This is a genomic window from Micromonospora sp. NPDC048894, from assembly GCF_040649765.1.
Taxonomy (GTDB): Bacteria; Actinomycetota; Actinomycetes; order Mycobacteriales; family Micromonosporaceae; genus Micromonospora; species Micromonospora antibiotica.
In genome coordinates this window covers 16844-39719 of sequence record NZ_JBEZFY010000008.1, presented here as the reverse complement: position 1 = coordinate 39719, position 22876 = coordinate 16844, and the positions used below count along the sequence as shown (strand labels likewise).

The 22876-nt window shown below is 73.4% G+C and carries 27 protein-coding genes; 9 read left to right on the top strand and 18 right to left on the bottom strand.

Annotation, left to right across the window (positions count from 1 at the left end; all coding sequences use genetic code 11):
• Positions 1 to 47: 47 nt before the first annotated feature.
• Positions 48 to 530: a DUF2231 domain-containing protein gene (locus AB0C22_RS18835; RefSeq protein ID WP_208570420.1), complete on the bottom strand. Its 483-nt coding sequence runs from the start codon at positions 528 to 530 to the stop codon at positions 48 to 50.
• Positions 531 to 728: 198 nt separating this feature from the next.
• Between AB0C22_RS18835 and AB0C22_RS18830 the strand changes: the two genes are divergently transcribed.
• Positions 729 to 1583: an oxygenase MpaB family protein gene (locus tag AB0C22_RS18830; protein ID WP_219466840.1), complete on the top strand. Its 855-nt coding sequence runs from the start codon at positions 729 to 731 to the stop codon at positions 1581 to 1583.
• Positions 1584 to 1619: 36 nt separating this feature from the next.
• On the opposite strand, the gene AB0C22_RS18825 is transcribed toward AB0C22_RS18830, so the two are convergent.
• The 10 genes from AB0C22_RS18825 to AB0C22_RS18780 all read right to left on the bottom strand — a co-directional run bounded on the left by AB0C22_RS18825 (position 1620) and on the right by AB0C22_RS18780 (position 9633).
• Positions 1620 to 2456 (bottom strand): PD-(D/E)XK nuclease family protein, encoded by an 837-nt coding sequence (locus AB0C22_RS18825; RefSeq protein ID WP_219470643.1) that lies wholly within the window; start codon positions 2454 to 2456, stop codon positions 1620 to 1622.
• 126 nt (positions 2457 to 2582) lie between these two features.
• Positions 2583 to 3197: a MarC family protein gene (locus tag AB0C22_RS18820; protein WP_208570384.1), complete on the bottom strand. Its 615-nt coding sequence runs from the start codon at positions 3195 to 3197 to the stop codon at positions 2583 to 2585.
• 40 nt (positions 3198 to 3237) lie between these two features.
• On the bottom strand, positions 3238 to 4104 hold the full coding sequence (locus tag AB0C22_RS18815; RefSeq protein ID WP_357536148.1) for a PHP domain-containing protein: 867 nt from the start codon (positions 4102 to 4104) through the stop codon (positions 3238 to 3240).
• Between the two features lie 35 nt (positions 4105 to 4139).
• A complete protein-coding gene (locus AB0C22_RS18810) occupies positions 4140 to 5384 on the bottom strand; it encodes a hypothetical protein (RefSeq protein WP_219466830.1) in 1245 nt (414 codons plus the stop codon).
• The gene (locus AB0C22_RS18805) at positions 5381 to 6217 is read right to left on the bottom strand and encodes a SigE family RNA polymerase sigma factor (protein WP_308291009.1); all 837 of its coding nucleotides are present in this window, start codon (positions 6215 to 6217) and stop codon (positions 5381 to 5383) included. The genes AB0C22_RS18810 and AB0C22_RS18805 overlap by 4 nt, the downstream gene beginning before the upstream one ends.
• A gap of 103 nt (positions 6218 to 6320) precedes the next feature.
• The gene (locus AB0C22_RS18800) at positions 6321 to 7187 is read right to left on the bottom strand and encodes a PH domain-containing protein (protein ID WP_219466827.1); all 867 of its coding nucleotides are present in this window, start codon (positions 7185 to 7187) and stop codon (positions 6321 to 6323) included.
• Between the two features lie 6 nt (positions 7188 to 7193).
• Positions 7194 to 7352 carry a hypothetical protein gene (locus AB0C22_RS18795; protein ID WP_165942702.1) on the bottom strand — a complete coding sequence of 53 codons (159 nt, stop codon included), beginning with the start codon at positions 7350 to 7352 and terminating at the stop codon, positions 7194 to 7196.
• A gap of 116 nt (positions 7353 to 7468) precedes the next feature.
• On the bottom strand, positions 7469 to 8161 hold the full coding sequence (locus AB0C22_RS18790) for a DUF6758 family protein (RefSeq protein WP_308291127.1): 693 nt from the start codon (positions 8159 to 8161) through the stop codon (positions 7469 to 7471).
• Between the two features lie 160 nt (positions 8162 to 8321).
• Positions 8322 to 8945, bottom strand: a complete 624-nt coding sequence (locus tag AB0C22_RS18785) for an RNA methyltransferase (RefSeq protein WP_219466824.1) — start codon at positions 8943 to 8945, stop codon at positions 8322 to 8324.
• A gap of 97 nt (positions 8946 to 9042) precedes the next feature.
• Entirely contained in the window at positions 9043 to 9633 is a 591-nt protein-coding gene (locus tag AB0C22_RS18780; protein ID WP_357536145.1) for a hypothetical protein, read from the bottom strand.
• A 748-nt stretch (positions 9634 to 10381) separates the two neighbouring features.
• Here AB0C22_RS18780 and trxA point away from each other — a divergent pair.
• The 4 genes from trxA (at position 10382) to AB0C22_RS18760 (ending at position 13155) form a co-directional block, all read left to right on the top strand.
• A complete protein-coding gene (trxA, locus tag AB0C22_RS18775; protein ID WP_219466818.1) occupies positions 10382 to 10744 on the top strand; it encodes a thioredoxin in 363 nt (120 codons plus the stop codon).
• A 70-nt stretch (positions 10745 to 10814) separates the two neighbouring features.
• Positions 10815 to 11861, top strand: coding sequence for an Rv2578c family radical SAM protein (locus AB0C22_RS18770; RefSeq protein WP_219466814.1), 1047 nt, complete (start codon positions 10815 to 10817; stop codon positions 11859 to 11861).
• Between the two features lie 108 nt (positions 11862 to 11969).
• Positions 11970 to 12377: a CoA-binding protein gene (locus AB0C22_RS18765; protein ID WP_219466812.1), complete on the top strand. Its 408-nt coding sequence runs from the start codon at positions 11970 to 11972 to the stop codon at positions 12375 to 12377.
• Positions 12378 to 12528: 151 nt separating this feature from the next.
• A complete protein-coding gene (locus AB0C22_RS18760; protein ID WP_219466810.1) occupies positions 12529 to 13155 on the top strand; it encodes a DUF4190 domain-containing protein in 627 nt (208 codons plus the stop codon).
• Here the strand turns inward: AB0C22_RS18760 and AB0C22_RS18755 are convergent, their stop codons facing one another.
• Entirely contained in the window at positions 13156 to 13992 is an 837-nt protein-coding gene (locus AB0C22_RS18755) for an SDR family NAD(P)-dependent oxidoreductase (RefSeq protein ID WP_208570417.1), read from the bottom strand.
• A 184-nt stretch (positions 13993 to 14176) separates the two neighbouring features.
• Here AB0C22_RS18755 and AB0C22_RS18750 point away from each other — a divergent pair, with 184 nt between their 5' ends.
• Together AB0C22_RS18750 and AB0C22_RS18745 are read left to right on the top strand one after the other, a co-directional pair.
• Positions 14177 to 14740, top strand: a complete 564-nt coding sequence (locus AB0C22_RS18750; RefSeq protein ID WP_208570375.1) for a DUF4190 domain-containing protein — start codon at positions 14177 to 14179, stop codon at positions 14738 to 14740.
• 233 nt (positions 14741 to 14973) lie between these two features.
• A complete protein-coding gene (locus tag AB0C22_RS18745; RefSeq protein WP_357536331.1) occupies positions 14974 to 15798 on the top strand; it encodes an SDR family NAD(P)-dependent oxidoreductase in 825 nt (274 codons plus the stop codon).
• A gap of 87 nt (positions 15799 to 15885) precedes the next feature.
• Here the strand turns inward: AB0C22_RS18745 and AB0C22_RS18740 are convergent, their stop codons facing one another.
• Both AB0C22_RS18740 and AB0C22_RS18735 read right to left on the bottom strand, forming a co-directional pair.
• Positions 15886 to 17034: a helix-turn-helix domain-containing protein gene (locus tag AB0C22_RS18740; RefSeq protein ID WP_357536141.1), complete on the bottom strand. Its 1149-nt coding sequence runs from the start codon at positions 17032 to 17034 to the stop codon at positions 15886 to 15888.
• Entirely contained in the window at positions 17031 to 17192 is a 162-nt protein-coding gene (locus tag AB0C22_RS18735; RefSeq protein ID WP_357536139.1) for a hypothetical protein, read from the bottom strand. Before AB0C22_RS18735 ends, AB0C22_RS18740 begins: the two co-directional genes overlap by 4 nt.
• Positions 17193 to 17443: 251 nt before the next feature.
• Here AB0C22_RS18735 and AB0C22_RS18730 point away from each other — a divergent pair, with 251 nt between their 5' ends.
• Both AB0C22_RS18730 and AB0C22_RS18725 read left to right on the top strand, forming a co-directional pair.
• Complete coding sequence (locus AB0C22_RS18730) at positions 17444 to 17665, top strand: winged helix-turn-helix domain-containing protein (RefSeq protein ID WP_357536137.1); 222 nt, start codon at positions 17444 to 17446, stop codon at positions 17663 to 17665.
• Positions 17666 to 17853: 188 nt separating this feature from the next.
• On the top strand, positions 17854 to 18021 hold the full coding sequence (locus AB0C22_RS18725; protein ID WP_219466801.1) for a hypothetical protein: 168 nt from the start codon (positions 17854 to 17856) through the stop codon (positions 18019 to 18021).
• Between the two features lie 85 nt (positions 18022 to 18106).
• On the opposite strand, the gene AB0C22_RS18720 is transcribed toward AB0C22_RS18725, so the two are convergent.
• The 4 genes from AB0C22_RS18720 to AB0C22_RS18705 all read right to left on the bottom strand — a co-directional run bounded on the left by AB0C22_RS18720 (position 18107) and on the right by AB0C22_RS18705 (position 22850).
• Positions 18107 to 20350: an APC family permease gene (locus tag AB0C22_RS18720; protein WP_357536135.1), complete on the bottom strand. Its 2244-nt coding sequence runs from the start codon at positions 20348 to 20350 to the stop codon at positions 18107 to 18109.
• A gap of 66 nt (positions 20351 to 20416) precedes the next feature.
• Positions 20417 to 21376, bottom strand: a complete 960-nt coding sequence (locus AB0C22_RS18715) for a DMT family transporter (RefSeq protein WP_219466796.1) — start codon at positions 21374 to 21376, stop codon at positions 20417 to 20419.
• 53 nt (positions 21377 to 21429) lie between these two features.
• Positions 21430 to 21945, bottom strand: coding sequence for a hypothetical protein (locus AB0C22_RS18710; protein WP_219466793.1), 516 nt, complete (start codon positions 21943 to 21945; stop codon positions 21430 to 21432).
• 35 nt (positions 21946 to 21980) lie between these two features.
• Positions 21981 to 22850 (bottom strand): PhzF family phenazine biosynthesis protein, encoded by an 870-nt coding sequence (locus AB0C22_RS18705; protein WP_357536132.1) that lies wholly within the window; start codon positions 22848 to 22850, stop codon positions 21981 to 21983.
• Between the last annotated feature and the right edge of the window lie 26 nt (positions 22851 to 22876).

The window sequence follows — 22876 nt, the reverse complement described above, 5'->3', positions numbered from 1 at the left end:
CATGCTGCCGGGCAGCCAGGCCGACCGGTCAGCACGCAGGCGACTGGTCAGAACGTGTTGCTCCACACCGAGGCGGCACCGCTGTCCCCGGTGAGATAGACGTAGACGAGCGCGAACACCGACAGCACCACGACGATCGCGGTGAGGACCCAGGGTGCCCAGCCGGGCAGGTTCGGGGTACGCACCCGACTGCTGGTCACCGCCAGCAGCAGCAGCGCCGCCACGGCCAGCCCGATGGTGAACCACTGCAGCGTCTCGCCGTACTCGGAATGTTCGTGGATCTTGGCGAGTAGCTCGGGCGAGTAGCCCTTCGCCCGCAGCGCCTCCTCGAACGCCTCCCCCGATTCGGTCGCCACCCAGGCGAGGACCGGGGTGATCACGGCCAGGATGGCCACCGCCCAGTCGAGGCGGGGCCGCCAGCGCGGCATCAGCCCGTAGGCGCTGGCCAGCAGCGCGAGTAGTGGGACGAAGACGACCACGGCATGGACCACCAGGACGTGACCTGGCAGACCGTTGATCTCCTTGAACACCGACACCTCCGAGCGTGGAATGCGGGTTGCGGCAGACAGCGTACGTCGAGCCTGGTGTCGCAGCGTCTCGCCGTACGCGTACACGCGGTGGCGGAGGTTCCGGTTCACCGCGTCCCGGCCCGTCCCGCACCCGCTGGTTCCGGGCGAGGGTCACGACGACGGACGGCGGTACCTCGTCGAGCGTGGCACTGTTGACGGGTGGACACCGACGATCTCGGCCTCTTCGGTCCCGGTTCGGTCACCTGGAAGGTGCACGACGAACCGATCCTGATCGTCGCCGGCCTGCGCTCCCTCTATCTTCAGACCCTGCACCCCCGGGCGATGGCCGGGGTGGCCCAGAACAGCAACTACCGGTCGGACGCCTGGGGGCGGCTGGTCCGCACCGGCACGTACATCGACACGGTGAACTACGGCACCACCGCCGAGGCCGAGGCGGCCGGCCGGCGGTTGCGGGCCCTGCATGCCCGGCTGCGCGCCACCGACCCGTTCACCGGCGAGCGGTTCCGGATCGACGAGCCGGATCTGCTGCGCTGGGTGCACGTCACCGGGGCCGAGTCGTTCGTCGGCACCGCCCGCCGGGCCGGTCTGTCGCTGACCGATGCCGAGGTGGACGGATATTACGCCGAGCAGCGGCGGGCCGCCGCACTTGTCGGGCTCGACCCGGCCGGGGTGCCCGGCAGCGCCGCCGAGGTGGCCGACTACTACCGGGCGGTCCGGCCCGAGCTACGGATGACCAGGGAGGCGGCGGAGACCGCGCTGTTCCTGACCGCCCCGCCGATCCCGTGGAAGCTGAGCCGGCCGGCCCGCCTCGGGTTGAGCCTGGGGCCGCCACGCTGGGCGTACTTCGGGGTGGCCGGCACGGCGCTCGGGCTGCTGCCACCGTGGGCGCTGCGACTCTACGGCGGGCTGGGACTGCCCACCACCGCGCTGTCGGCCGACCTGAGCGTCCGGACGCTGCGACTGGCCCTGGCGGCGTTGCCCCGCAACTGGCGGGAGAGCCCGATCCAGCAGGCGGCGAAGGACCGTGCCGCCCGTCTCACCGCCGCCGCCTGACCATCCGGGACGGGTAGACCCGACGCGGGAGGTCGGTCAGTCGGCCTGCGGAGCGGTGGGGCGGTCGATCGCCGACCACGGCTCGCGGCCGGGGGTCTGCGCGCCGACCGGGCAGGTACGCCGGTAGTCGCACCAGCCGCAGCGGGGCCCGGCGACGGCAGGGAACGCCTCGTCCGGGTCGGTTCCGTCGGCCACCGACCGCTCGGCGGCCATGATGTCCCGGGCGGTGTCCTCGGCGCGGCTGAGCTGCCGGGTCAGCGACTCGACGGTGTGGTCGTGCCCGGCGACGGTGCCGGTCGGCAGATGGTGCAGCTCCACCCGGCGGCAGGGTCGGCGGAACGTCCGCTCGGCGGCGTACGCGTAGAGGGCCAGTGCCTGCGAGCCGCGCGCGTCGTCGGCGTCCAGCCCGGTGCGGCCGGTCTTGTAGTCGACGATGACCAGTTCGGGGCCGTCCGGGCCGGGGCGGGAGTCGATCCGGTCGGCCCGCCCGTTGAAGGCCAGCACGGCGGTCTTGACGGCGACCACGCGTTCCACGCCCAGCGGGTCGTCGCCGGGGTCGAGGGTGGCGACGTACCCCTCCAGCCAGCCCAGCGCCCGCTGGTAGGCCGCCCGCTCCTGCTCGTCGTCGCGGTAGCCCTCGCGGACCCAGGTGCCCTTGAGCAGGGCGGGCAGCGCCTCGGGGCGCCGCCGGTCGACGGGCAGCGCATACCAGTTCTTCAGGGCGGTGTGCACGCTCGCGCCGAGCGAGTTGTGCGCCCACGGCGGCCCCTTGGGCGGGGCGGGCCGGTCCAGGTAGGTGTAGCGGTAGCGGCGGGGGCAGTCGGCGTACGCGCCGAGTTTGCTGGGTGTGCAGGTGAAGAGCCGTTCGGGCATGCCGGCGAAGCCGAGTTGCTCGGGTTGGCCGGAGCGGGGCCGGGGAGTACCGGCGGAGGAGGCTCGTCGCACCCCGGTGATCCTGCCAGCCCGGTGCGACAGCCCGGCGGCGGCACGACGGGCGACTCAGCTCATGTTCACGTACTGCGTGACGAAGGCGGCCACCGCGTCGGCGATGAGCTGCACCGCGATGGCGGCCAGCAGCAGGCCGGCGATCCGGGTCAGCACCTCGATGCCACCCGGCCGGAGGATCTTGACGATGCCGCCGGAGAACCGCAGCACGATCCAGACCGCCAGCATCACCGCGACGATCGCGGCGGCGATCGCCGAGACCTGTCCCACCCCGTCGGCCTGCTGCACGAACAGCATGGTCGCCACGATCGCGCCGGGGCCGGCCAGCAGCGGGGTGCCCAACGGCACCAGGGCGATGTTGGAGGTGGCCTGCTGGCTGGGGTCGTCGGCCTTGCCGGTGAGCAGTTCCAGCGCGACCAGGATCAGCAGCAGGCCACCGGCCGCCTGCAACGCCGGCAGGTCGACGTGCAGGTAGGCGAGGAGGGTCTGGCCGGCGACGGCGAAGACCACGATGACGCCGAGCGCCAACGCGACCGCCTGCCAGGCGGCCCGGTTACGGTCACGGGCCGGCAGCGGGCCGGTCAGGGCGAGGAAGATCGGCATCATGCCCGGCGGGTCGACGATGACCAGCAGGGTCACGAAGACCTCACCGAAGAGCTTGAGATCCACCGGACGAGGGTAGCGGTGCCGCTGGCAGGCGGAACGCGGATCAGCCGGAAGCGACGCCGGTCACTCCGGAGGACGCCGCGACGATCCGCTCGTACGCCTCCAGCGCGGTGGTGTGCGCGCCCAGCCGGACGGTCTTGTGGCTGCCGTGGAAGTCCGACGAGCCGGTGACCAGCAGGCCCAGGTCGGTGGCGAGCCGCCGGACGTGCGCCGCCTCGGCGGGGGTGTGGTCCTCGTGGTCGGCCTCCAGGCCGGCGAGCCCCGCGTCGGCCAGCTCGGCGATCAGCGTGTCCGGGACGATCCGCCCCCGCCGGCTGGCCCGGGGATGGGCGAACACCGGCACGCCGCCGGCCGCCCGGACCAGGGCCACGGCCCGGAACACGTCGATGTCGTCCTTGGGTAGCCGGTACCGCTGCCCCAGCCACTGCGGGCCGAACGCCTCGGTGGTGGTGGTGACCAGGCCGGACCGGATCAGCGCGGCGGCGATGTGCGGGCGACCCACCGTGCCTCCGTCGGCGGCGGCCAGGATCTCCGGCCAGCTCACGTCGATCCCGTCGGCGCGCAGCAGCTCGACGATCCGTTCCCCGCGTACCTCCCGGGCCTGCCGGACCCGGGCCAGCTCGGCGACCAGCTCCGGGTGCTCCGGATCGAACAGGTACGCCAGCAGGTGCAGCGGCAGCGCCGGTTCGGCACCGTGCCAGCGGCAGGACAGCTCCGCCCCCCGCACGAGGCTGAGCCCGGCCGGTAACGCGTCGACCGCCGCCGCCCAACCGGCGGTGGTGTCGTGGTCGGTGATCGCCACGACGTCCAACCCGGCGTCGGCGGCGGCCCGGACCAGCTCGGCCGGGCCGAGCGTGCCGTCGCTGGCGGTGGAGTGGGCGTGCAGGTCGATCAGCGGGCGGGCGGGCATGGTCCCGACGCTACCGGCGGGCGGGTCGGGGCAGGTCACCCGGTGCCGGCCACCACCACCGGTCGGGCGTCGGCCCCGGCCCCGGCCACCGGGGTCGGGGTGGCCGGCCTGTCCGCCAGCACCTCGTCGGGGCGCACCCGGGCGAGGTCGCCGTCCCCGTCGACGTACGCCGCATCGTGGTCGTCGGTCCAGACCACCGCACCGCCGATCGCCGGGCCGGCGCCGCGTGGGGCTGGGACGGTGCCGGCCAGGTCGACCAGGATGGCGTCGTCCGATCCGGCGAGTCGGCCGTTGACCAGCAACCAACGTCCGTCGGGAGAGACCGCGCCCCGGCCGTCGGCGGTCGGGGTCACGTCGCACCGGGTGCTCGCCGGGGCCAGGTCGGGGTCGAGCAGGGCCAGGCAGCTCCCGCTGCCGACCCGCACCCGGGCGACCAGCCGGCCGTCCGGCCGGGTCCCGTAGACCTCCTGGACGTCCGGCGCGACGATGCCGGGCGGCCCCGCCGGGCTCCACCGCCACCACAGGTGACCACCCTCGGGGGCGGCCCGCAGCAGGACCCGGTCGCCGACCACCCGGACCGGGACCGCGTCGACGGAAGGCCCGGCGACGGAGGCGATGAGCTGCCCGGCCACGATCCCGGCGGCGAAGAGTCGGCCGTCGTCGCGCCAGGCCACCTGCCGGCTGTCGGGTGACAGCACGATCTCGTCGGCACCGGCGAGCAACGCCTGCGGTTTCCCGCCCGAGGGCACCACCCAGAGGGTACGGCCGGCAGCGGTGACCGCCCCGGTCAGCAGCCAGCCGCCGCGGTCGGGCAGGCGTTGCGCGCGTTCGACCGGCCCGATCCCCAGCTCGTACCGCTGCCCGGCGGCGGTGACCAGCGCACCGGCCACGATCAGGTCGACCTCGCCGTCGGTCGGCCGGTCCGCCGGGTGGGGAGCGACCGGGTCGGGGGACAGGGTGGCCACCCCCTGCGGGTCGCCGAGCACGACGGTCGGGGCGGTGGGCTGGTCCGCCTGCCCACCGAGCTGGGTCATGCCGCCGGCCGCCAGGGCGGTCACGATGCTGGCCAGGGTGAGCCCGGCGACCGTGCGCCGCCGCCTGACCCGCCGGGCCCGGCCGAGCGCCAACCCGGCCGGGTCGACGGGGAGCCGGTGCGGCACCGCGACCCGCTGGGACAACGTCTCCCGCAGCGCCCGCTCCAGCTCGTCGTCGTGCGTCACGAGGAGTTGACGCCCCGACCCGTCGGTCTGGTTGCCGGGCCGCGACGGTGCGGGCTTCATCGGGTCTCCGTGGCGAGCGGCGCGGTCGGGATCGGCAGGACGCCCGCGCCCACCGGCCGGGGCGACGCCGGGCCGGTACCCGCCCGCTCCCCGGGTACGACGCGCGCCGCGCCGGACCGCCCCGTCCCCGTCCGGGCCGGTGCGCCGGGGCGGGCCGGCATCACCCCGGTGTGGCCCGGCACAGGCTCGCCCGGGGTGCCCGGTGCGGATGTCCGGGTCTGCCCGGTGGTGCGCCCGGGTGACGGCGGCCGGGAGGCCTGAACTGCCCCGGTGGACGTGGTCCGGGTGGTCGTGGCTGTGGTCGGACGGGTGACCGGTTCGGGGGTCAGGTCGTGCAACGCCTCCGCCCCGAGCCGGCGGCGCAGGGTGGCCAGGGCCCGGGACGTCTGACTCTTCACCGTGCCGGGGGAGATCTCCAGCAGGGCCGCCGTCTGGGCCTCCGACAGGTCCTCGTAGTAGCGCAACACCAGCACGGCACGTTGCCGGGCGGGTAACGCCCGCAGGTGCCGCCAGAGGACGTCGCGGTCGAGCTGCTGCTCGATCTCGTCCACTCCGGCCCGCTCGGGCAGCACCTCGGTGGGCCGCTCACCGTGCCACCGCCGCCGCCACCAACTGGTGGACGTGTTGACCAGCACCCGCCGGGCGTACGGTTCGACCGCCTCGATCCCACCCAGGCGCCGCCAGGCCAGGTACGTCTTGGTCAACGCGGTCTGGAGGAGGTCCTCGGCGGTGGCCCAGTCCCCGGCGAGCAGGTAGGCGGTCCGCAGCAGGGCACTGGAGCGCGCCGCGACGAAGTCACGGAACTCGTCCTCCAGCGGATCCCGGTCGGCCACCGCTCACCTCCGCACGCCGTCCCGCCTGGCAGACTGCCATGCCGGGCATCACCCGGTCGACGGCGGAAGGTGTGCAGTTCGTCCGACGGACGGACGACACGTGTCAGGCGCCGTCGTCGGCCTTGGCCTCGTCGGCCTCCTTGCCCAACCGGGCCTCGACCGCCTGCGGCTCGTACATCTCCTCGACCACCCGCAGGTAGAGTTCGTTCGGGTTGGGCAGGTTCTTGATCTCCCGTAGCGCCTGCTCCTGGCCGGCGGACTCCAGCACGAAGGTGCCGTAGTTGAGTGCCCGGCCGGTCGGGGTCTGCTCGTATTTCATGTCGGTGACCCGGGCCAGCGGCATCATGGCGACCTTGCGCGTGACGATGCCGTTGACCACCATGACCCGCTTGTTGGTCAGGATGAACCGGTCGTACCACCAGTCGGCGACCTTCCAGGCGACCCAGCCCATCACCCCGAACCAGAGCAGCACGGCGATGGTGGTGAGGGCGCCGACGTCCTGCCCGGCGAGGAAGCCGGAGAGGTAGCCGAGGATGAAGGTGGCCGCCACGCCGACGACGATCGGGGTGGCGAGGTGGATCCAGTGCCGCTTCCACTCGCCCCGGTAGCGCTCGGTCGGGAAGAGGTAGCGGGCGACGAGGGAGCTGGGCTCGTCCTCCAGGGGGAGCACCCGGCGGGGGGCCATGCCCTGGGAGTCGGACCGCAGACCGGACAGCTCCTCTTCGGAGATGACCGGCGGTTGGTAGCCCGCCTCCGGATCACGGACCCAGGTCCGCCCCTGACCCCCGAATCCCGGGACGTCGCCGTAGCCGGCGTCGTCCGAGAAGGACGGTCCACTGGCGGGTCCCGCCCCGGACCCGTAGGCCGGCCCGTCGTCGGGTCGGTACCTCGGGATGGGTTCGGTGTCCCGCTCCCGGCGGTCCCGGCCGGGATCGTCCGGGTCGAACGGGGGTCCGGAGGGGCTGCCCATCGGCGGCTAGGCGACGAGGCTCGTGAAGAAGTCGCCGAAGCCCTGGGCGATGTCCACGATGCCACCGCCGAGCGACTTGAAGACGTCCGCTGCCGAGTTTGGCCGGTAGGCAACGAAGAAGATCAAGAATGCGATACCGGCCCAGGTGAGGACCTTCTTGACCATAGCGGGCCATCCTCTCGCGCGGCGCCGGGTCCGTTTACCGCAGCGGCACCCAGAGTATCAGCATGATGTCGTAGCGTGAATATCTGCGTCCCATCTCCGACTCACCCGGAGGGCCGTCAAGCCCCTCCGTGCAGGTACGGGGACGGTGCGCCGAACACGAGCTCGGGCGGAGTCCACTCGGTGAGGTCGTGCAGGACGACATCTTCCGCGAGGAGGTGACCCGCGCTCGCCGGCCAGGCTATCGCATGAAGCCACATTCCCCGAGCCTCACCGGCGTACGCGCTTCGATCCGTGGCGGAATTGACCAACCACAGTGGAGTCGGATGACCGCCCGCCCGGATCCGCGCCGGCTCGACGTGCTCGGGATGACCAGGGCCGGGACCCGGCCCGGCCAGCACCTCCGTCAACTCTGGACCGGGGTCCGGACCGGCCAGCCCGGCGAATCGGGTGCCCAGTCCGACCCCGGGCTCCTCCGCCACCAGGACCAGTTCGGCCGGACCGCCACCGAGGGGCGCCGGACCGGCGCACGCGACGGCGGTGGCCCGGACACCACCGGCCTCGTCCCCGGCCCAGGCCACCCCGGTGACCGTCCAGCCGGCCGGCAGCGGCCACGGGCACCACAGCGGCAGCGCGGGCCGCTCTGGGCCACCCTCGGCAGCCACCCGCTCCACCACGCTCGCCACGATCTCGGCGTCGATGTGCTCGGGCACGTGCAGCGGGGCGACCGGCCCACAACGGACGCAGCGCGACTCACCGTGCATCAGGTCCGGTGGGCGCACCTGCCCCGCACACCTCGGACAACTCACCATGACACTCACATCCCCACCGTGGCCCGACGATGCGGGTCCGTCAAGCCGACCCCGCCGACCCGCCGCCACCTTTCCCACTACGGTGTCCCGCCCAGCCGGCGAGGATCGGGGGCAGCCGCCCGGGGCCGGGCCGGCCACGGTCCGACCAGCGGCGTGCCGGTCAGGACGGCGGGGCGGCGGCGTGGGCGCGGATCCAGGCGTGCATGGCGATGCCGCTGGCCACCCCGGCGTTGATCGACCGGGTCGAGCCGTACTGGGCGATCGAGAAGAGCTGGCCGCAGGCGGCCCGCGCGGCGTCGGACAGGCCGGGGCCCTCCTGGCCGAAGAGCAGCACGCAGCGCCGGGGCAGGGTGGTGGTCTCCAGCGGCCGGGAACCGGGCAGGTTGTCGATGCCGACCACCGGCAGGTCGTGCCCGCCGGCCCAGCCGACGAACTCCTCGATCGTCGGGTGGTGCCGGACGTGCTGGTAGCGGTCGGTCACCATCGCGCCCCGACGGTTCCACCGCCGCAGCCCGACGATGTGCACCTCGGCGGCGAGGAACGCGTTGGCGTTCCGGACCACCGTGCCGATGTTGAAGTCGTGCTGCCAGTTCTCGATGGCCACGTGGAAGTCGTGTCGCCGCTCGTCCAGGTCGGCCACGACGGCCTCCCGCCGCCAGTAGCGGTAGCGGTCCACCACGTTGCGCCGGTCGCCCGCCGCGAGCAGCTCCGGGTCGTAGCGTGGGTCGTCCGGCAGGTCGCCGACCCACGGTCCGACACCCACGTCGAGCTGGTCCTCGGTCACGATTGCCAGAGGGTACGGCCCGCCGCCGCCACCGCCGCACGCCACCCCGGCCGACACCACGACGGGTCGGCGGCACCACCGGTCGACGGTGCACCTGTCAGCGCAGGTCCAGGGCGTCGCCGAGGCGGTCCAGGAAGCGCCGGTGGCTCGGTTGCGGGGTGCCGGTCCGGCAGACCCGCACCGCCACCGACTCCACCCACTGCCGGTACGCGGCGGAGTCGGCCGGGTCGGCCCGGCGGCGCAGCACCCGCACGGCGGCCCGGCACACCTGTGGCAGCTCCGCCGGATCGGCGAGCCCGCCGGCCAGGGCAGCAGCACTGTCGGTCGGGGCGGTCGCGCTGCCGGTCGGGGCGGTCGCGCTGCCGGTCGGGGCGGTCGCGCTGCCGGTCGGGGCGGTCGCACCGTCGTGCCGGGCGTAGATCGCGGCGGCCACGGCGCGTACCAGGTCACTGTCGGAGGCCCGACCGGCGGCGACGGCGTCCAGTCCGACGAGACCGGCGGCGACGTCCCGGGCCGGACGACCGGGACCGGGCGACGCGGCGGCCACCAGCACCCGGCCGGGCAGGGTGGTGAGCAGGTCCCACTCGACGGCGGAGTAGGCGGCGGTGGTCAGCGGTGCGGCACGCCGTCCGGCAGAGGGCGGCTCTCCGGCGAGGGAGTGGCTCATCAGGACCTCCGCCGTCAGCATATGCCCACCGCGACGGGCGACGGGCCGGTCCTGCCTCGATCCGCCCCACAGCCGGCCTCGAACCGCCCGGGGCGGGCCTCGAGACACCCGGCGCCGTGGCGGCCGGACCGGAAGACGCCCGACTGGCCCTCGTCGTGGTTGTTGCGGATCTGCGTCCTGCCCGTCGACGGGTGACGACGCCCTGCCGGGCCCTGGCCGACGAGCCGACGGAGTCCGACCCGGCGTGTCTTACCGCCGGTTCCCGCCTTAGCGGTGGTTAAGGAGATGCGGGGGGCGTGGGGGCCGGGGAAATGTCACACCAGGGCCAACCCGGGGGGAGACGCAATGAGCGGCGGGGCCCTCCCCGGCACCCGCCGCCCACGCTCTGATGTCGAAGATTCTGCCCCACCGAAGCGATGAACGGACAGAGACGGAGGTCACATTTATCTTTTCGTAACAATACGGAGAGTCATTATTGATCAACGAGAGAGCGATCTCCGCAGGTGAAGTAGCACCTTGTCAGGCCACAAATCGATGCGTGTTCGCTGGTCCGGGGGGCGATCTCCCTGGAAACGCTCCCATCACGGGCGGTCACGCAAATGCGTCATGCAAGTGCAGTCCGCATGCGCACATCGACCGACGCGGTTCGATGAGCATGATCAGGCCGTCCCGAGCGTGCCGGTTTCGGCGTCCCCCACCCGGGAATTTGCCGGGGTACCACCTGGTTCTACCGGACGGAAAACGCAATCTGCGCTGATCGGAGAGTCCAATGGCAACCGTTGAGCTGACCACGGCCAACTTCGACGAGGTGACCGAGAGCAGCGGCATCGTGCTGGTCGACTTCTGGGCCGAGTGGTGTGGCCCGTGCAAGCGGTTCGCCCCGGTCTATGAGCGTTCGTCGGAAAAGCACCCCGACATCACCTTCGGCAAGGTCGACACCGAGGCGCAGCAGGATCTGGGGGCCAAGTTCGACATCCGCTCCATCCCGACGATCATGGCGATCCGGGACGGCGTGATCGTCTTCGCCCAGCCGGGCGCGCTGCCCGAGTCGGCCCTGGAGAACCTGATCGAGCAGGTCCAGGCCCTCGACATGGACGACGTGCGTAAGCAGCTGGCCAACCACCAGCACTGAGCACCGCACCCGCGGCCGGGCCACGTCAGGTCACTTGCGTTCCGGTCGCACACATGTTCGAATAATCGGCATGCGCTGGGATCACCTCTCCGCTCCCCCGGACGAGGAGCATCCCGACCGGGCAGTGCCAGCGACGCCACCCCTGCCGCTGGCGCTGCCCGGAGCGATCGTCCGCACCTTCGACACCCCTGACTTCGCCGGGATGACCTTCTACGAGGTGCAGGCAAAGTCGATCATCAATCGGGTGCCGGGCGAGTCACGGGTGCCGTTCAGCTGGACGATCAACCCCTACCGGGGCTGCACCCATGCCTGTGTCTACTGCTTCGCGCGCAGCTCCCACACCTATCTCGATCTCGACGCCGGGGCGGACTTCGACCGCAAGGTGATCGTCAAGGTCAACGCCGGGGAGCTGGTCCGCCGCGAGCTGGCCGCCCCGCGCTGGCGTGGCGCGGCGATCGCGATGGGCACCAACGTCGACTGCTACCAGCGGGCCGAGGGCCGTTACCGGCTGCTGCCGCCGATCATCGAGGCGCTGCGCGACTTCGCCAACCCGTTCTCGATCCTCACCAAGGGCACCCTGATCCTGCGCGATCTGCCGCTGCTGCGGCAGGCCGCCGAGGTCACCCGGGTCAGCCTGTCGTTCTCGGTCGGCTTCGTCGACGAGGCGCTGTGGCGGGCGGTGGAGCCCGGCACCCCGAGCCCGGCCCGCCGGCTCGACGCGGTGCGCCGGCTCACCGACGCCGGTTTCGAGGTGGGGGTGCTGATGGCGCCGATCCTGCCCGGCCTCAGCGACGACGACGAGTCGATCGACGCCACCGTCGCGGCGATCGCCGCCGCAGGCGCCACCGGCGTCACCCCGCTGACCCTGCACCTGCGTCCCGGTGCCCGCCAGTGGTATGCGTACTGGCTCGGTCGGGAGTTCCCCCACCTGGTCCCCCGCTATCGCGAGCTGTACCGGTCCGGGGCCTACCCGCCGCAGGCGTACCAGCGGGAGGTGACCGCCCGGGTGCGGATCGCGGCTCGCCGGCACGGCCTGCACCAGGGCGGACCCGGCGACACGCGCCGGCCCCCGGACCCGTCGCCCACGCCCACCGGCGAACAGCTCGCCCTGCTCTGACTGTGAGGCTGGCCTGGTCCGTCCGCGACGGTGGCCGCGCCGCCGTGCCCCCACCCGGCGCTGCGCTGCGCGCAGGATGGTTCTGACCCTCGGAGCTAGGCTCGGCGGATGCGGACCGCCCAGCAGCTCCTCGCCGACTCAGCCGTGATCGCCGTCGTGGGTGCGTCCCGCGACCCGGGCAAGGCCGCACACCGGGTGCCGGCGCAGATGCAGCGGTACGGCTGGCGGATCATCCCGGTCAACCCGACGGTGGACGAGTTGTTCGGTGAGCGGGCGTACGCCTCGCTGGCCGACATCCCGCACCCGGTGGACCTGGTGAACGTCTTCCGACCGGCCCGGGACGCGGTGGAGGTGGTCCGTCAGGCGGTCGCGATCGGTGCTCCGGCGGTCTGGCTCCAGCTCGGCATCGTCTCGGCCGAGGCGCGGCGGATCTCCGAGGAGGCCGGCATCGACTACGTCGAGGACCGTTGTCTGATCGTCGAACGGGCCGCCGCCGGTCTCAGCCGACTCGGCTGAGACCGACGCCGATCCGGAGCCGGACCCGCCGGCGACCCGTCCCGCCTACCGCCGGGCGACCCCGTCCCGCCAACCCCCGGGAAAAGGTGCACCGCTACCGGTAGCGTCCGCAGGAGAAAGGACCACTGACCTGCGGCGGAAGGCGGACACCGTGAGTACGCCACCGGGGGGACCGGAGCAGCCACCATCGCCGTACGAACCGCCCCGGCCCGACCCGTCGCCCTGGGCGCAGCCCACCGGACCGTCCCCGTCGGGCCACCCGGCCGAACCACCGCCGACCGGTGAGCCGGCCGAACCGCCGCAGTCCGCTCCGCCGACCCCACCGTCCTGGGGACAGCCATCGCCGGACGAGCCACCGCCGTGGGGGCAGCCACCGCAGGACGGGTCGCCGGACCGGACACCGCCGGCTCCCGCTGAACCACCCTGGGGGCAGCCGACGCCGGGCGAACAGCCCTGGGGACAGCAACAGTGGGGGCGACAGCCGTGGGAGCAGCCGGCGTACCCGCCGTCCGGGCAGTACGGGCGGCCCGGCGGTGAAACCAACGTGCTGGCGATCCTGTCCCTGGTCCTCGCCTTCGTCTTCGCCCCGGCCGGCATCGTCCTCGGCCACCTGGCCAAGCGGCAGATCCGCCGCACCGGCGAGGCTGGCGACCAGCTCGCCACCTGGGGGCTGGTCCTGGGCTACGCGTTCACCGTGATCGGGGTGCTCGTCTGCTGCGGCTGGCTGGCCCTCGTCGTGTGGGCCGGCGCCAGCGGCAGCAGCGACACCGGGTACTGATCAGCGGAACTGCGCCTCCCGGACGCTGTTGCCGCCGTCGACCACCAACATCTGCCCGGTGATGTACGACGCCGCCGGCGAGCAGAGGAAACTGATCGCGGCGGCCACCTCGTCGGGGGTGCCGGGGCGGCCGACCGGGGTGCCCAACCCCTGCTTGATCTCCGCGATCGTGGACGCCGCCGTGTAGATCGTCCCCGGGGCCACCGCGTTCACCGTCACCCCGTCGGCGATCATCTCCATCGCCAGCGCCCGGGTCAGCCCGACCACCCCCGCCTTGGCCGCCGCGTACGCCGCCTCGGTGGGCAGCGCCTTGACCGGCCCGGCGGTCGCCGAGAGGTTGACGATCCGCCCCCAGCCCCGTTCGGCCATCCCGCCGATGAAGGCCCGGCTGCACAGGAACGCGGTGGTCAGGTTCCGGTCGATCTCGCCGCGCCACTCGTCATAGCTGAGCTGGGCCACCGGACGCAGCACCTCGGGGCTGGCCCGGCTGGCCAGGCCGGCGTTGTTGACCAGCACCTCGACGTCACCGAGCTGCTCGGCGACCGCGTCGGCCAGTGCACCGACCTCGGACTCGTCGGTCAGGTCGGCGACGAAGCCGGTCACGCCCAGTTCCCCGGCCCGGTCGTGGATGCGCCGGGTGGTGGAGACGATCGCCACCCGGGCACCCAGGTCGGCCAGTCGGCGGGCGGTCGCGTACCCGATGCCGTCCGCGCTGCCCGCGCCGGTGACCAGCGCGACCCGGCCGTCCAGCCGCATGGTCACCGGGTCGGCCACCGGCACCGGCTCGTCCTGGCCGGCGTCGCTGCCGCCGCCGACGGCGCGGGTGCGCCGGGCCAGGCCGGGACGGCTCACGTCCCGCCTCGGTCGGCTGCCGGATCGGTCGGCCCCACGTGCGTCGATAGCCATGCCGCGATCCTGCCCGCTCGGTGCGACGTGGGCAACGAGCCACCACGGGCGGACCCCACCGCTGTTGCACCCTGGCTACCCTGACGGCGCACCTACATGCGACGGAGAAGATCAGATGACCTACCCCCCGCCCTCGGACGGCTGGCAGGACCCGGCATGGTCGGGCCACCAGCCCGATCCGACACTGCCGGCCAGCGGCCCACCGGTTTCCGCCCAACCGATCGGCAAGGACCCGTACGCCCCGGCTGACCCGTACGCGGGTGCGCCGCTCATCCCCGGCCAGGCCGGCCCGGTCGACCCGTACGCTGCCGCAGCCGCCTACCCGCAACCGTCCGGTTACCCGCAGCCGGCCGGGTTCCCCGGCTACGGCGGCTACCAGCCCCCGCCCCCGCAGAGCGGCCTCGCCATCGCCTCGATGATCGTCTCGATCATCGGCGCGATCGGCCTGTGCGGTTACGGGCTCGGCGGCTACATCGGCATCATCGGCGCGATCCTCGGCCACGTGGCCCGCAAGCAGATCAGGGAGCGGGGCGAGGGCGGCGCCGGCTTCGCCACCGCCGGCATCGTCGTCGGCTGGATCTCCACCGTCATCGCGGTGCTGGCCACCATCGCCCTGGTGGTCTTCTTCGTCTGGCTGGCCAACCAGGAGTCGACGACCGGCTACGGCACCAGCTACTGAGCAGCGGGGCCGCCCCGGGACCCGGGGCGGCCCACCGGGTCGCTGCCCCGATGGGGTGACGTGCGGGTGCGGGTCGACCCGGCCGGGACCGCCAGGGCGCGTCGGTGTTGGCGGACCCGCAGGAGCGGCGGCGTCGATGGCCCGCACGGCGCTGGACATGACAGGGACCCGACGGTCCCCGGGGCTTGGTGACCTCGCGGTAACCTCGTGCCGTGACCGGGGTGAACGGACCTGTGGAAGATCTCGCCGGGCGGCGGACCGTGGTGGTGACCGGGGCCAGCTCCGGCATCGGCCTGGCCGCCTCCGTGGCGCTGGCCCGGCGGGGCGACCGGGTGGTGCTGGTCGGCCGGGACCCGGCCCGCCTCCAGGCCGCCGGTGACCGGGTACGCGAGGCGTCCGGCGAGCGCCCCGAGCTCTTCCGCGCCGACTTCGCCGTGCTGGACGACGTACGCGGGCTCGCCGAGCGGCTGCGGGCGGCGTACGACCGGATCGACGTGCTGGCCAACAACGCCGGGGCGATCGTGTTGGAGCCGCTCACCACGGTCGACGGGTTCGAGCTGTCGATCCAGGCCAACCACCTGGCCCCGTTCCTGTTGAGCAACCTGCTGATCGACCGGGTCGGCCGGCTGGTGGTGACCGCCTCCGGTGCGCACCGCAGCGGGACCCTCGACCCCGACGACCTCAACGCCGCGCTGCGCCGTTACCGGCCGATGCGCGCGTACGGCACCAGCAAGCAGGCCAACATCCTGTTCGCCGCCGAGGCGGCCCGACGCTGGCCCGACGTGCCGGCGTACTCGTTCCACCCTGGGGTGGTGCGGACCCGGTTCGGCGCGGACAGCAGGCTGGTCGCCCTCGGCATGCGGGTGATGCCGTTCCGCAGCCCCGAGAAGGGCGCAGAGACCCTGCTCTGGCTCGCCAACCAGCCCGCGTCCCGGCTGGTCGACGGGGGCTACTACGCCGACCGGCGGCTGCGCCGCCCCTGGCCGAGAGCGGCCGACCCGGCCCTGGCCGCCCGCCTCTGGACCGCCAGCGCCACCGCCGTCGGCCTCACCGCCTGACGGGGCCCCACACCAACTGCTGCGCCCCCGGGACCGACGTGGCCGTCCCGAGATGCTCGGGGCACCCCTGCGCCGGCACCGGTCGAGTCACCGGGTCAGGCCGACGATGGCGGCCAGCCGGGTCACGCCGGCCGCCGCCGGGCCGCTGCGGGCGATCTCGGCGATCACGGTACGGGCGTACGGCCGGTAACGGACCTCGGCAGGGGCGGTGATGTCAGCATCAAGGAGGGTATATCCGGCGGCAGCGAGGTTGCCGGCCTGAAGGTAGGCGCGGGCGGCATCGATGAGGTGGGCAGCCCGGTGCTCAGCCGGCAGCTGAGGCCAGTCGGCACGACGGATGGCCCGCTCGTGCAGATGGATCGATTCCTCTGGGTCGCCGAGGGTGCTGGCGGCGAGGGAAAACGCCAGCAACACGGCGGTGGGGCCGAAGCAGGCGTGCTGCGGATCATCGTCGGCCAGCCGGTGGTCGGCCAGGTCGGCGGCATGTTCGAGCAGGTCCTCAGCGTTGCGGCGATCGCCGCTTCCGGCAGCGGCGAGACCCGCCTGCACCAGCAGCATTCCGCGTACCGCGTCGTCTGTGGTGGTGTCCGCCGCCGCGACACAGGCGGTGAGGGCCAGCCGGTCACGGCCGAGGGCGCGCAGTGCCTGGGCCACCGCGATGGTGGCGCTTCCGCTACGGGTGGGGTCCGCTTCTGCGGCATTGACCGCGCGGTCGGCGGCGAGCCAGGCGAGATCGGCTTCACCGAGCTTGACCAGCACCGATGCGGTGATCCGATATGCCGGCACCAGCAGCGCGAGGGCGCCGTGGACGGCGTCGAGCAGGGCGGGCAGGGATCGCAGTAGTTGTGCGTAGTGGGCATGCTGGTAGGTCAACCAGGCGTGCGCCAGGTGCCGTTCCACCTGGTCACCCGGGACAGCCCGGGGCCGTGGACGGTGGTAGCGGGCCAGCGCGGCACGGACCGCGTCAATACCGTCCAGGCCGATCGCCGAGGACGGTGAGGGCTGGCGGGGGCCCAGCAGGATCGCCGGGTCGAGGTGGAGCACCTCGGCGATCTCCTGGATCACCGAGTATCGGTCCAGCGCACGGACGCCGCGTTCGACCTTGTCCACCCAACTCTTCGACTTGCCGAGCCGGTCGGCGAACACCTGCTGGGTCATCCGGCGGCGTACCCGCCAGCGGGCCACCTGCCGCCCGATCGGCAACTCGGCGCGGTCCCGCTGCCCCGGGCAGGTCATCTGTCCTGCTCCGTGGACCGGCGGAGAGCCTCCGTGGACTCGCCGCAGCGCGGGCACCAGCGGGACTTGACCCGGAACGCGAGCAGCCCGGCAAGGAAGCCCGGAACGAGTCCCCCGAGCACCATCGACACCACTGCGGGAGCCGCAGTCTCTCTCACCCTGACCTCCTCGGAAGACATGCAAGTGGCCTGAGTCAGCTCGGCCGGTGGGTTGATCGGGTCCGGTGCCTGCTGCAATCCGGCCCGAGGGGACAACTGAGCAGGCACCGGACGTGTGTCCTTCCTGGTGCGACCCGAGGATGAACACGACGGCAGCTTAATCAACTATGTCTACCTGGTCTAGCTTGCTCGACATAGTTGATGCAGCTTTCTGAAAGTGATCTACTCGGGGTGCGACCCGAGGAGTACAGATGCCCGCCAAGTACGAGCGGGTGGCCGAGGCCATCCGCGAGCAGATCCGGACCGGCCAACTCGCCGTGGGGGACAAACTTCCGTCCACCGCCGAACTGAAGGCCGAATACGACGTGTCCTACGGATCGATCCGTGGAGCAATGCTGGTCCTCAAGACCGAGGGCCTGGTCGAGGGGCGCCAGGGCGAAGGCGTCTACGTGAAGGCGGTGCCGGCAGACTGATCCCATCCGTCGAAACGAGCAGGCCCTGCGAGACACCCTGTTCTGTGGAGATCTCCTGCTGCTGGAGCGACAACAGATCTCCACGATCCTGATGTTCTCCTTGGCCCCGGCGACGCGTTGCTCGACGGTCCGCCGGGGCCCTGTTCGCGGCGTGCTCGGCAGGTGCCGGCGGTCGCTACAGTCGGGTCATGGCGCGTCACGTGCGGGTTGCGTATCCAGTGGCACTGCTGATCCTGGTCGTCGTCGGATTGATCGCGGATCTGCCGGTCTGGCAGGCGGCGCTCGTGGGGGCGGTCGCGATGACGCCGATCCTCCTGGTCGACCTCATCCTGACTCGCCCCAGCAGGAGCGCATGATCGGGCGTGGGCAGTAGGCGAGGACGCCGCCACCCGGCCGGCCAACGGTGGCGTGGGCGACCGCCCCGCGCCGCCGGGGTGGTCCTCACTCGACGACGTGGACCGGGACGGTGGTGACCACCACGCCGGGCAGCGCCCGCAGGGCCCGGCGCAGCCGTTGACCGGTGCGGTTGTGCAGCAGGCGGTGCCACGGCCGGCGCAGCAGCACCTCCGGCACCACCACGGTCAGCACCAGCTCCGGCGCGGCGACGTGCAACGCCGCCAGGTAGTGCGCCAACGGCCCGACCACCGCCCGGTAGGGCGAGACGATCGTCTCCAGCCGCACGTGGTCCCCCCAGGCCCGCCACTGCTCCCGGAACCGGTCCGCCTCGGCGTCCTCCGGAGCGAGGTGCACCGCCAGCGTCGGTCGGCCCAGCGACACCGCGTACGCCAGGGCACGCATCGAGGCCCGGTTGAGGCGTACCACCGGGACCACCACCAGGTGCCGCAGCTCCTGCGGCAGCTCCTCGCCCTCGACGGACCTGCCCGCCGGAGGCCGGGGCGGCCCGACCCCGTGCCCCGTCCCGGAGGGCGGCGGGCCCCCTCCCGCCACCGGCTGCGGCCCCGCCCCAGGCTCCGCAGCTGCCGGCGGGGCTCGCAGGGCCAGGGCGGTGTGCAGGTCGCGGTAGTGCCGGTGGATCCGGCGGAAGAGCAGCACCAGCAGCGGTACGGCGACGACCACCACCCAGGCGCCCTCGGTGAACTTCGCCACCGCCGCGGTCAGCAGCACCAGGCCGGACAGGACCGCGCCCACCCCGTTGACCAGCGCCCGACGCCGCCAGCCGGCGTCCCGGTGCCGCCGCCAGTGCACCACCATGCCGCTCTGCGACAGGGTGAAGGCGAGGAACACCCCCACCGCGTACAGCGGGATCAGTTTCTCGGTGTGCCCGCCGAACGCGACGAACACCACGATCGCCGTCCCGGACAACGCCACCAGGCCGTTGCCGAACGCCAGCCGGTCGCCCAGGTGCAGGAAGCGGCGCGGCGCGTGACCGGCGCGGGCCATGAAGAACAGCAGCCGGGGAAAGTCGTTGAACGCGGTGTTCGCCGCCAGCAGCAGGATCAGCGCGGTGGTCGCCTGGACGACGGCGTACCAGGGGCCGGTCGGGAAGGTGACCCGGGCGAGCTGGGACAGCAGCGTCTCACCGGGGCGGGGCACCAGACCGGCCAGGTGGATCAGCAGGGTCAGCCCGGCGAAGAGGACCACCAGCATCGCCACCATCCAGCCCAGCGTGGTCCGCGCGTTGCGCCACTCCGTCGGGCGGAACGCCGGGACCGCGTTGGAGACCGCCTCGATGCCGGTCATCGACACCGCCCCGGAGGCGAACGCCCGCAGCACCAGCAGCAGGCCCAGACCCTCTGCCGCCGGCACGACCGGCGGGGCCACCGGTGTGAACCCCCGGCCGGCCGCCCGCAGGTAGCCGACCACCAGCAACCCCAGCACGGCGACCACGAAGGCGTACGTGGGCAGGACGAAGATGTTGCCGGCGGTGCGTACCCCGCGCAGGTTGCCGGCGAGCAGCAGCAGGATCACCAGCACCCCGAGCGGCACGGTGAACGGCGTCAGCCCCGGCAGCGCCGAGGTGACCGCGTGCAGGCCGGCGGCGATCGACACCGACACGGTCAGCACGTAGTCCAGCATCAGCCCGGCGGCGGCGGTCAACCCCGCCCCGACCCCCAGGTTGTCCCCCGCCACCAGGTACGACCCGGCCCCGTGCGGGTACGCCGGGATGGTCTGCCGGTAGGAGATCCCGACGGCCACCATCAACAGCACCAGCCCGGCCGACAGGGGCAGCGCCAGGCCCAGCGCCCCGCTGCCGGCCAGCACCAGCACGGTCAGCAGCGCCTCCGGCCCGTACGCCACCGAGCTGAGCAGGTCGGAGGAGAGCACCGGCAGGGCCACCAGTTTGCGCATCCGCTCGTGCAGCACGGCAGCGCTGGCCAACGGTGGGCCGAGCACCACCCGCCGGACCCGGCCCAGCCGTCGGCCGAGGTGGGAGTCGGGGCGGTTCGCCGGTTCGGCGGCGATCAACCCGTCCCGCCCGCCCCGGCCACCCGGCTCCGGCTCGAACAGCGCGATCGGGGCCAGTCGGCTGAACCGGCCCGGGGCGGGCCGGTTCCGGTAGCGGTCCAGCGTCGGGTCGACCGGCAGGGCGGGCCGGCTCCCGGTCCGCCAGTGCGCGCCGACCCGGCGCAGGGTGTCCACCTCGGCGGGGTCGAGCGGCGGGAACTCGGCCGACGGGGTGACCACGGTGCCGCTGCGGTCGTCGTCCACGTTGCGCCCCGACATCGCCCCACCTCCCCCCGCACTCTCACGCGTGCCGGGGTCCCCTGCCCGTGGTTTGGGCGGAATCGCTCAGGAGGGCGGGGCGGCGTCGGCGGGGACCGCCGGCGGGGCGGGGCGACGGCCGGCGCGGGCCCCGCCGAGCACCACCACGGCCACCCCGGCGAGCAGCAGCGCCAACCCGGGCAGGGCGAACGGGCGCGGCAGCTGCCCCAGCCAGGCCCAGGCGATCAGTGCCGCACCGGGCGCCTCCAGCAGGATCAACACGCTGATCGTGGTCGCCGACACCCGGCGCAGCGCGTGGTTGAACATCGAGTGGCCGAGCAGTTGGGCCCCCACCACCAGCCCGGCGATCGCCAGCCAGGTGCTGGTGCCGTAGCCGTGCAGCCGTACCCCGCCGGCCAGGCAGACGACCAGCAGGATCACCGCGCACACCCCGTAGCAGATGGTGGTGTAGGTGGCGGTGCTGATGGTGGCGCGGGCCCGTTCGCCGAAGGCGGTGTAGACGGCGGCGAACATCCCGCCGACCACCGCGAGCAGGTCACCGGCGAAGGCCCGGCCGGAGACGCCGACGTCCGCGCCGGTCGCCAGCACCGCGCCGGTCACCGCCAGCCCGATACCGACCCAGACGGCGTACGGCAGCCGCCGACCCTGCCAGCGGGCGATCAGCCCCTGCCAGACCGGCTGGGTGGCGCCCAGGGCGGTGGCCGCCGCGACCGAGGTGAGCTGGGCGCTCGGCATCCAGGTGGCGAAGTGCGCGGCCAACGCCACCCCGGACAGCACGCAGTACCAGCCCTCCCGACGGCCCGCCCCCACGGTCAGGGTGCGCAGCTCGGCCCGCCGGCGGACCAGTGTGAACGGGACGAGCACGGCGGCCGAGAGCAGGTTCCGCCACGCTGCGACGGCCAGCGCGGGAGCCGCCGCGAAGGCGATCAGCGGGGCCGACGACGAGACCGAGGCGACGGCGATCGCGAGCACACCGACGGTCAGCGGATCGACAGGTGGGCGCGGGTGCGGGGCAGCGGAGGACACGGTGCGTCATCCTCACACGGGCGGCGTCGCGGGTGTGGACGCCGGGCGGTGGGTCAGCGGCGGCGGACCCGGTGCAGGCGGAACGGCTTGCGGGTGGCCCGGACCACGGCCGCGCCGCGCGGCTCGGCGGCGAGGGAGGCGTCCGGCAGGGCCGGCCCGGCGTCCGGCGGGCCGTCCGGGGCGAGGCGGGTCAGCGCGCAGCCGTCGGCCGCCCAGCGGGCCACCAGGTCGGCGGTCGGGCCGGAGGCGTTCAGCCGCTTCGCCGCCACCAGCGGTGCCGACGTCTCCCACTCCGGGGTGCCCGGGGCCAGCCGGGTCACCCGGGCCGGCCAGGTCACGATGCGTCCGCCGTGGTCACCGCGCAGGGTCACCCGGGCGGCGTCGGCGTCGGCCAGGCCCGGCGCGGTCTGCTCCCCCGGCCCGCTGACCACGAACAACGCCCCCTCCAGGGGTACGCACCACAGTGCGGTCGCCGGCCCGTCCGCGACGCCCACCCATGCCACCGCGGCCTTCTTCATCGCCTCGTCGACCAGTGGCGTCGACCGGGAGGCAGCCACCTCGTCCGTCACATCCGCATCCTCTCGCAGCTCCCACCCGACCGCGGTCAGCCCACGAACGGTGGGACGACGATCTCACCCCGGGCCACCGGCATCACCTGGCCGGCCACGGTCGTCCCGACCGCCATCCCGCCCTCGGCGGTCACCGTGCACGTCAACGCGGACGGGCGGCCGATCTCCGCGCCCTGCCGGACGGCGTAACCGCTGCGCCCCTCCCCGGGGAGCAGACCGCTGGCGACCAGCCACACCCCCAACCCCAGGGCGGCCGAGCCGGTGGCCGGGTCCTCCGGGATGCCGAGGCCGGGCACGAAGACCCGGGCGTGTGCGGTTTGCGTGTCGGCGTCCCAGGAGAAGACGCTGACGTGTTCGACTCCGTACCGCTGGGCCGCCGCCGCGTTGACCCGGGCGCGGGCCACCGCGTCCGGACGCACCGGGAGGTAGGGGAACTCCAGCCCGCAGCCGGCCACCCGGGGGGCCGGGCCGGTGTGGTCGTCGGCGGTGAGCCCGGCCATCTCCAGCAGCGGCTCGGGATCGAGTTCCGGTCCGAGGGTGGGGGTGCCGCCGGTCAGGGTGGCTCCCGTCGCGGTCACCTCGAGGGGGAGCACCCCGGCGTGGCACTCCTGACTGACCGACCCGACCCCGAACAGCCCCCGGCGACCGGCGGTGACCGCCGCGCCCACGCTGGGGTGCCCGGCGAACGGCAGCTCCTCGGTCGGGGTGAAGATCCGGGCCCGGTAGGTGGCGCCCACCTGGGTCGGCGGCAGCACGAACACCGTCTCCGACAGGTTGAACTCCATCGCCAGCGCCTGCATCTGCTCGGTGGCCAGCGCTTCGGCGCCGAACACCACGGCCAGGGGGTTGCCGGCGAACGGGCGGTCGGTGAAGACGTCCACGATCTCGTAGGCCAGGGTCGACATGGTGATAAACACTAGGCGCTTAGGCT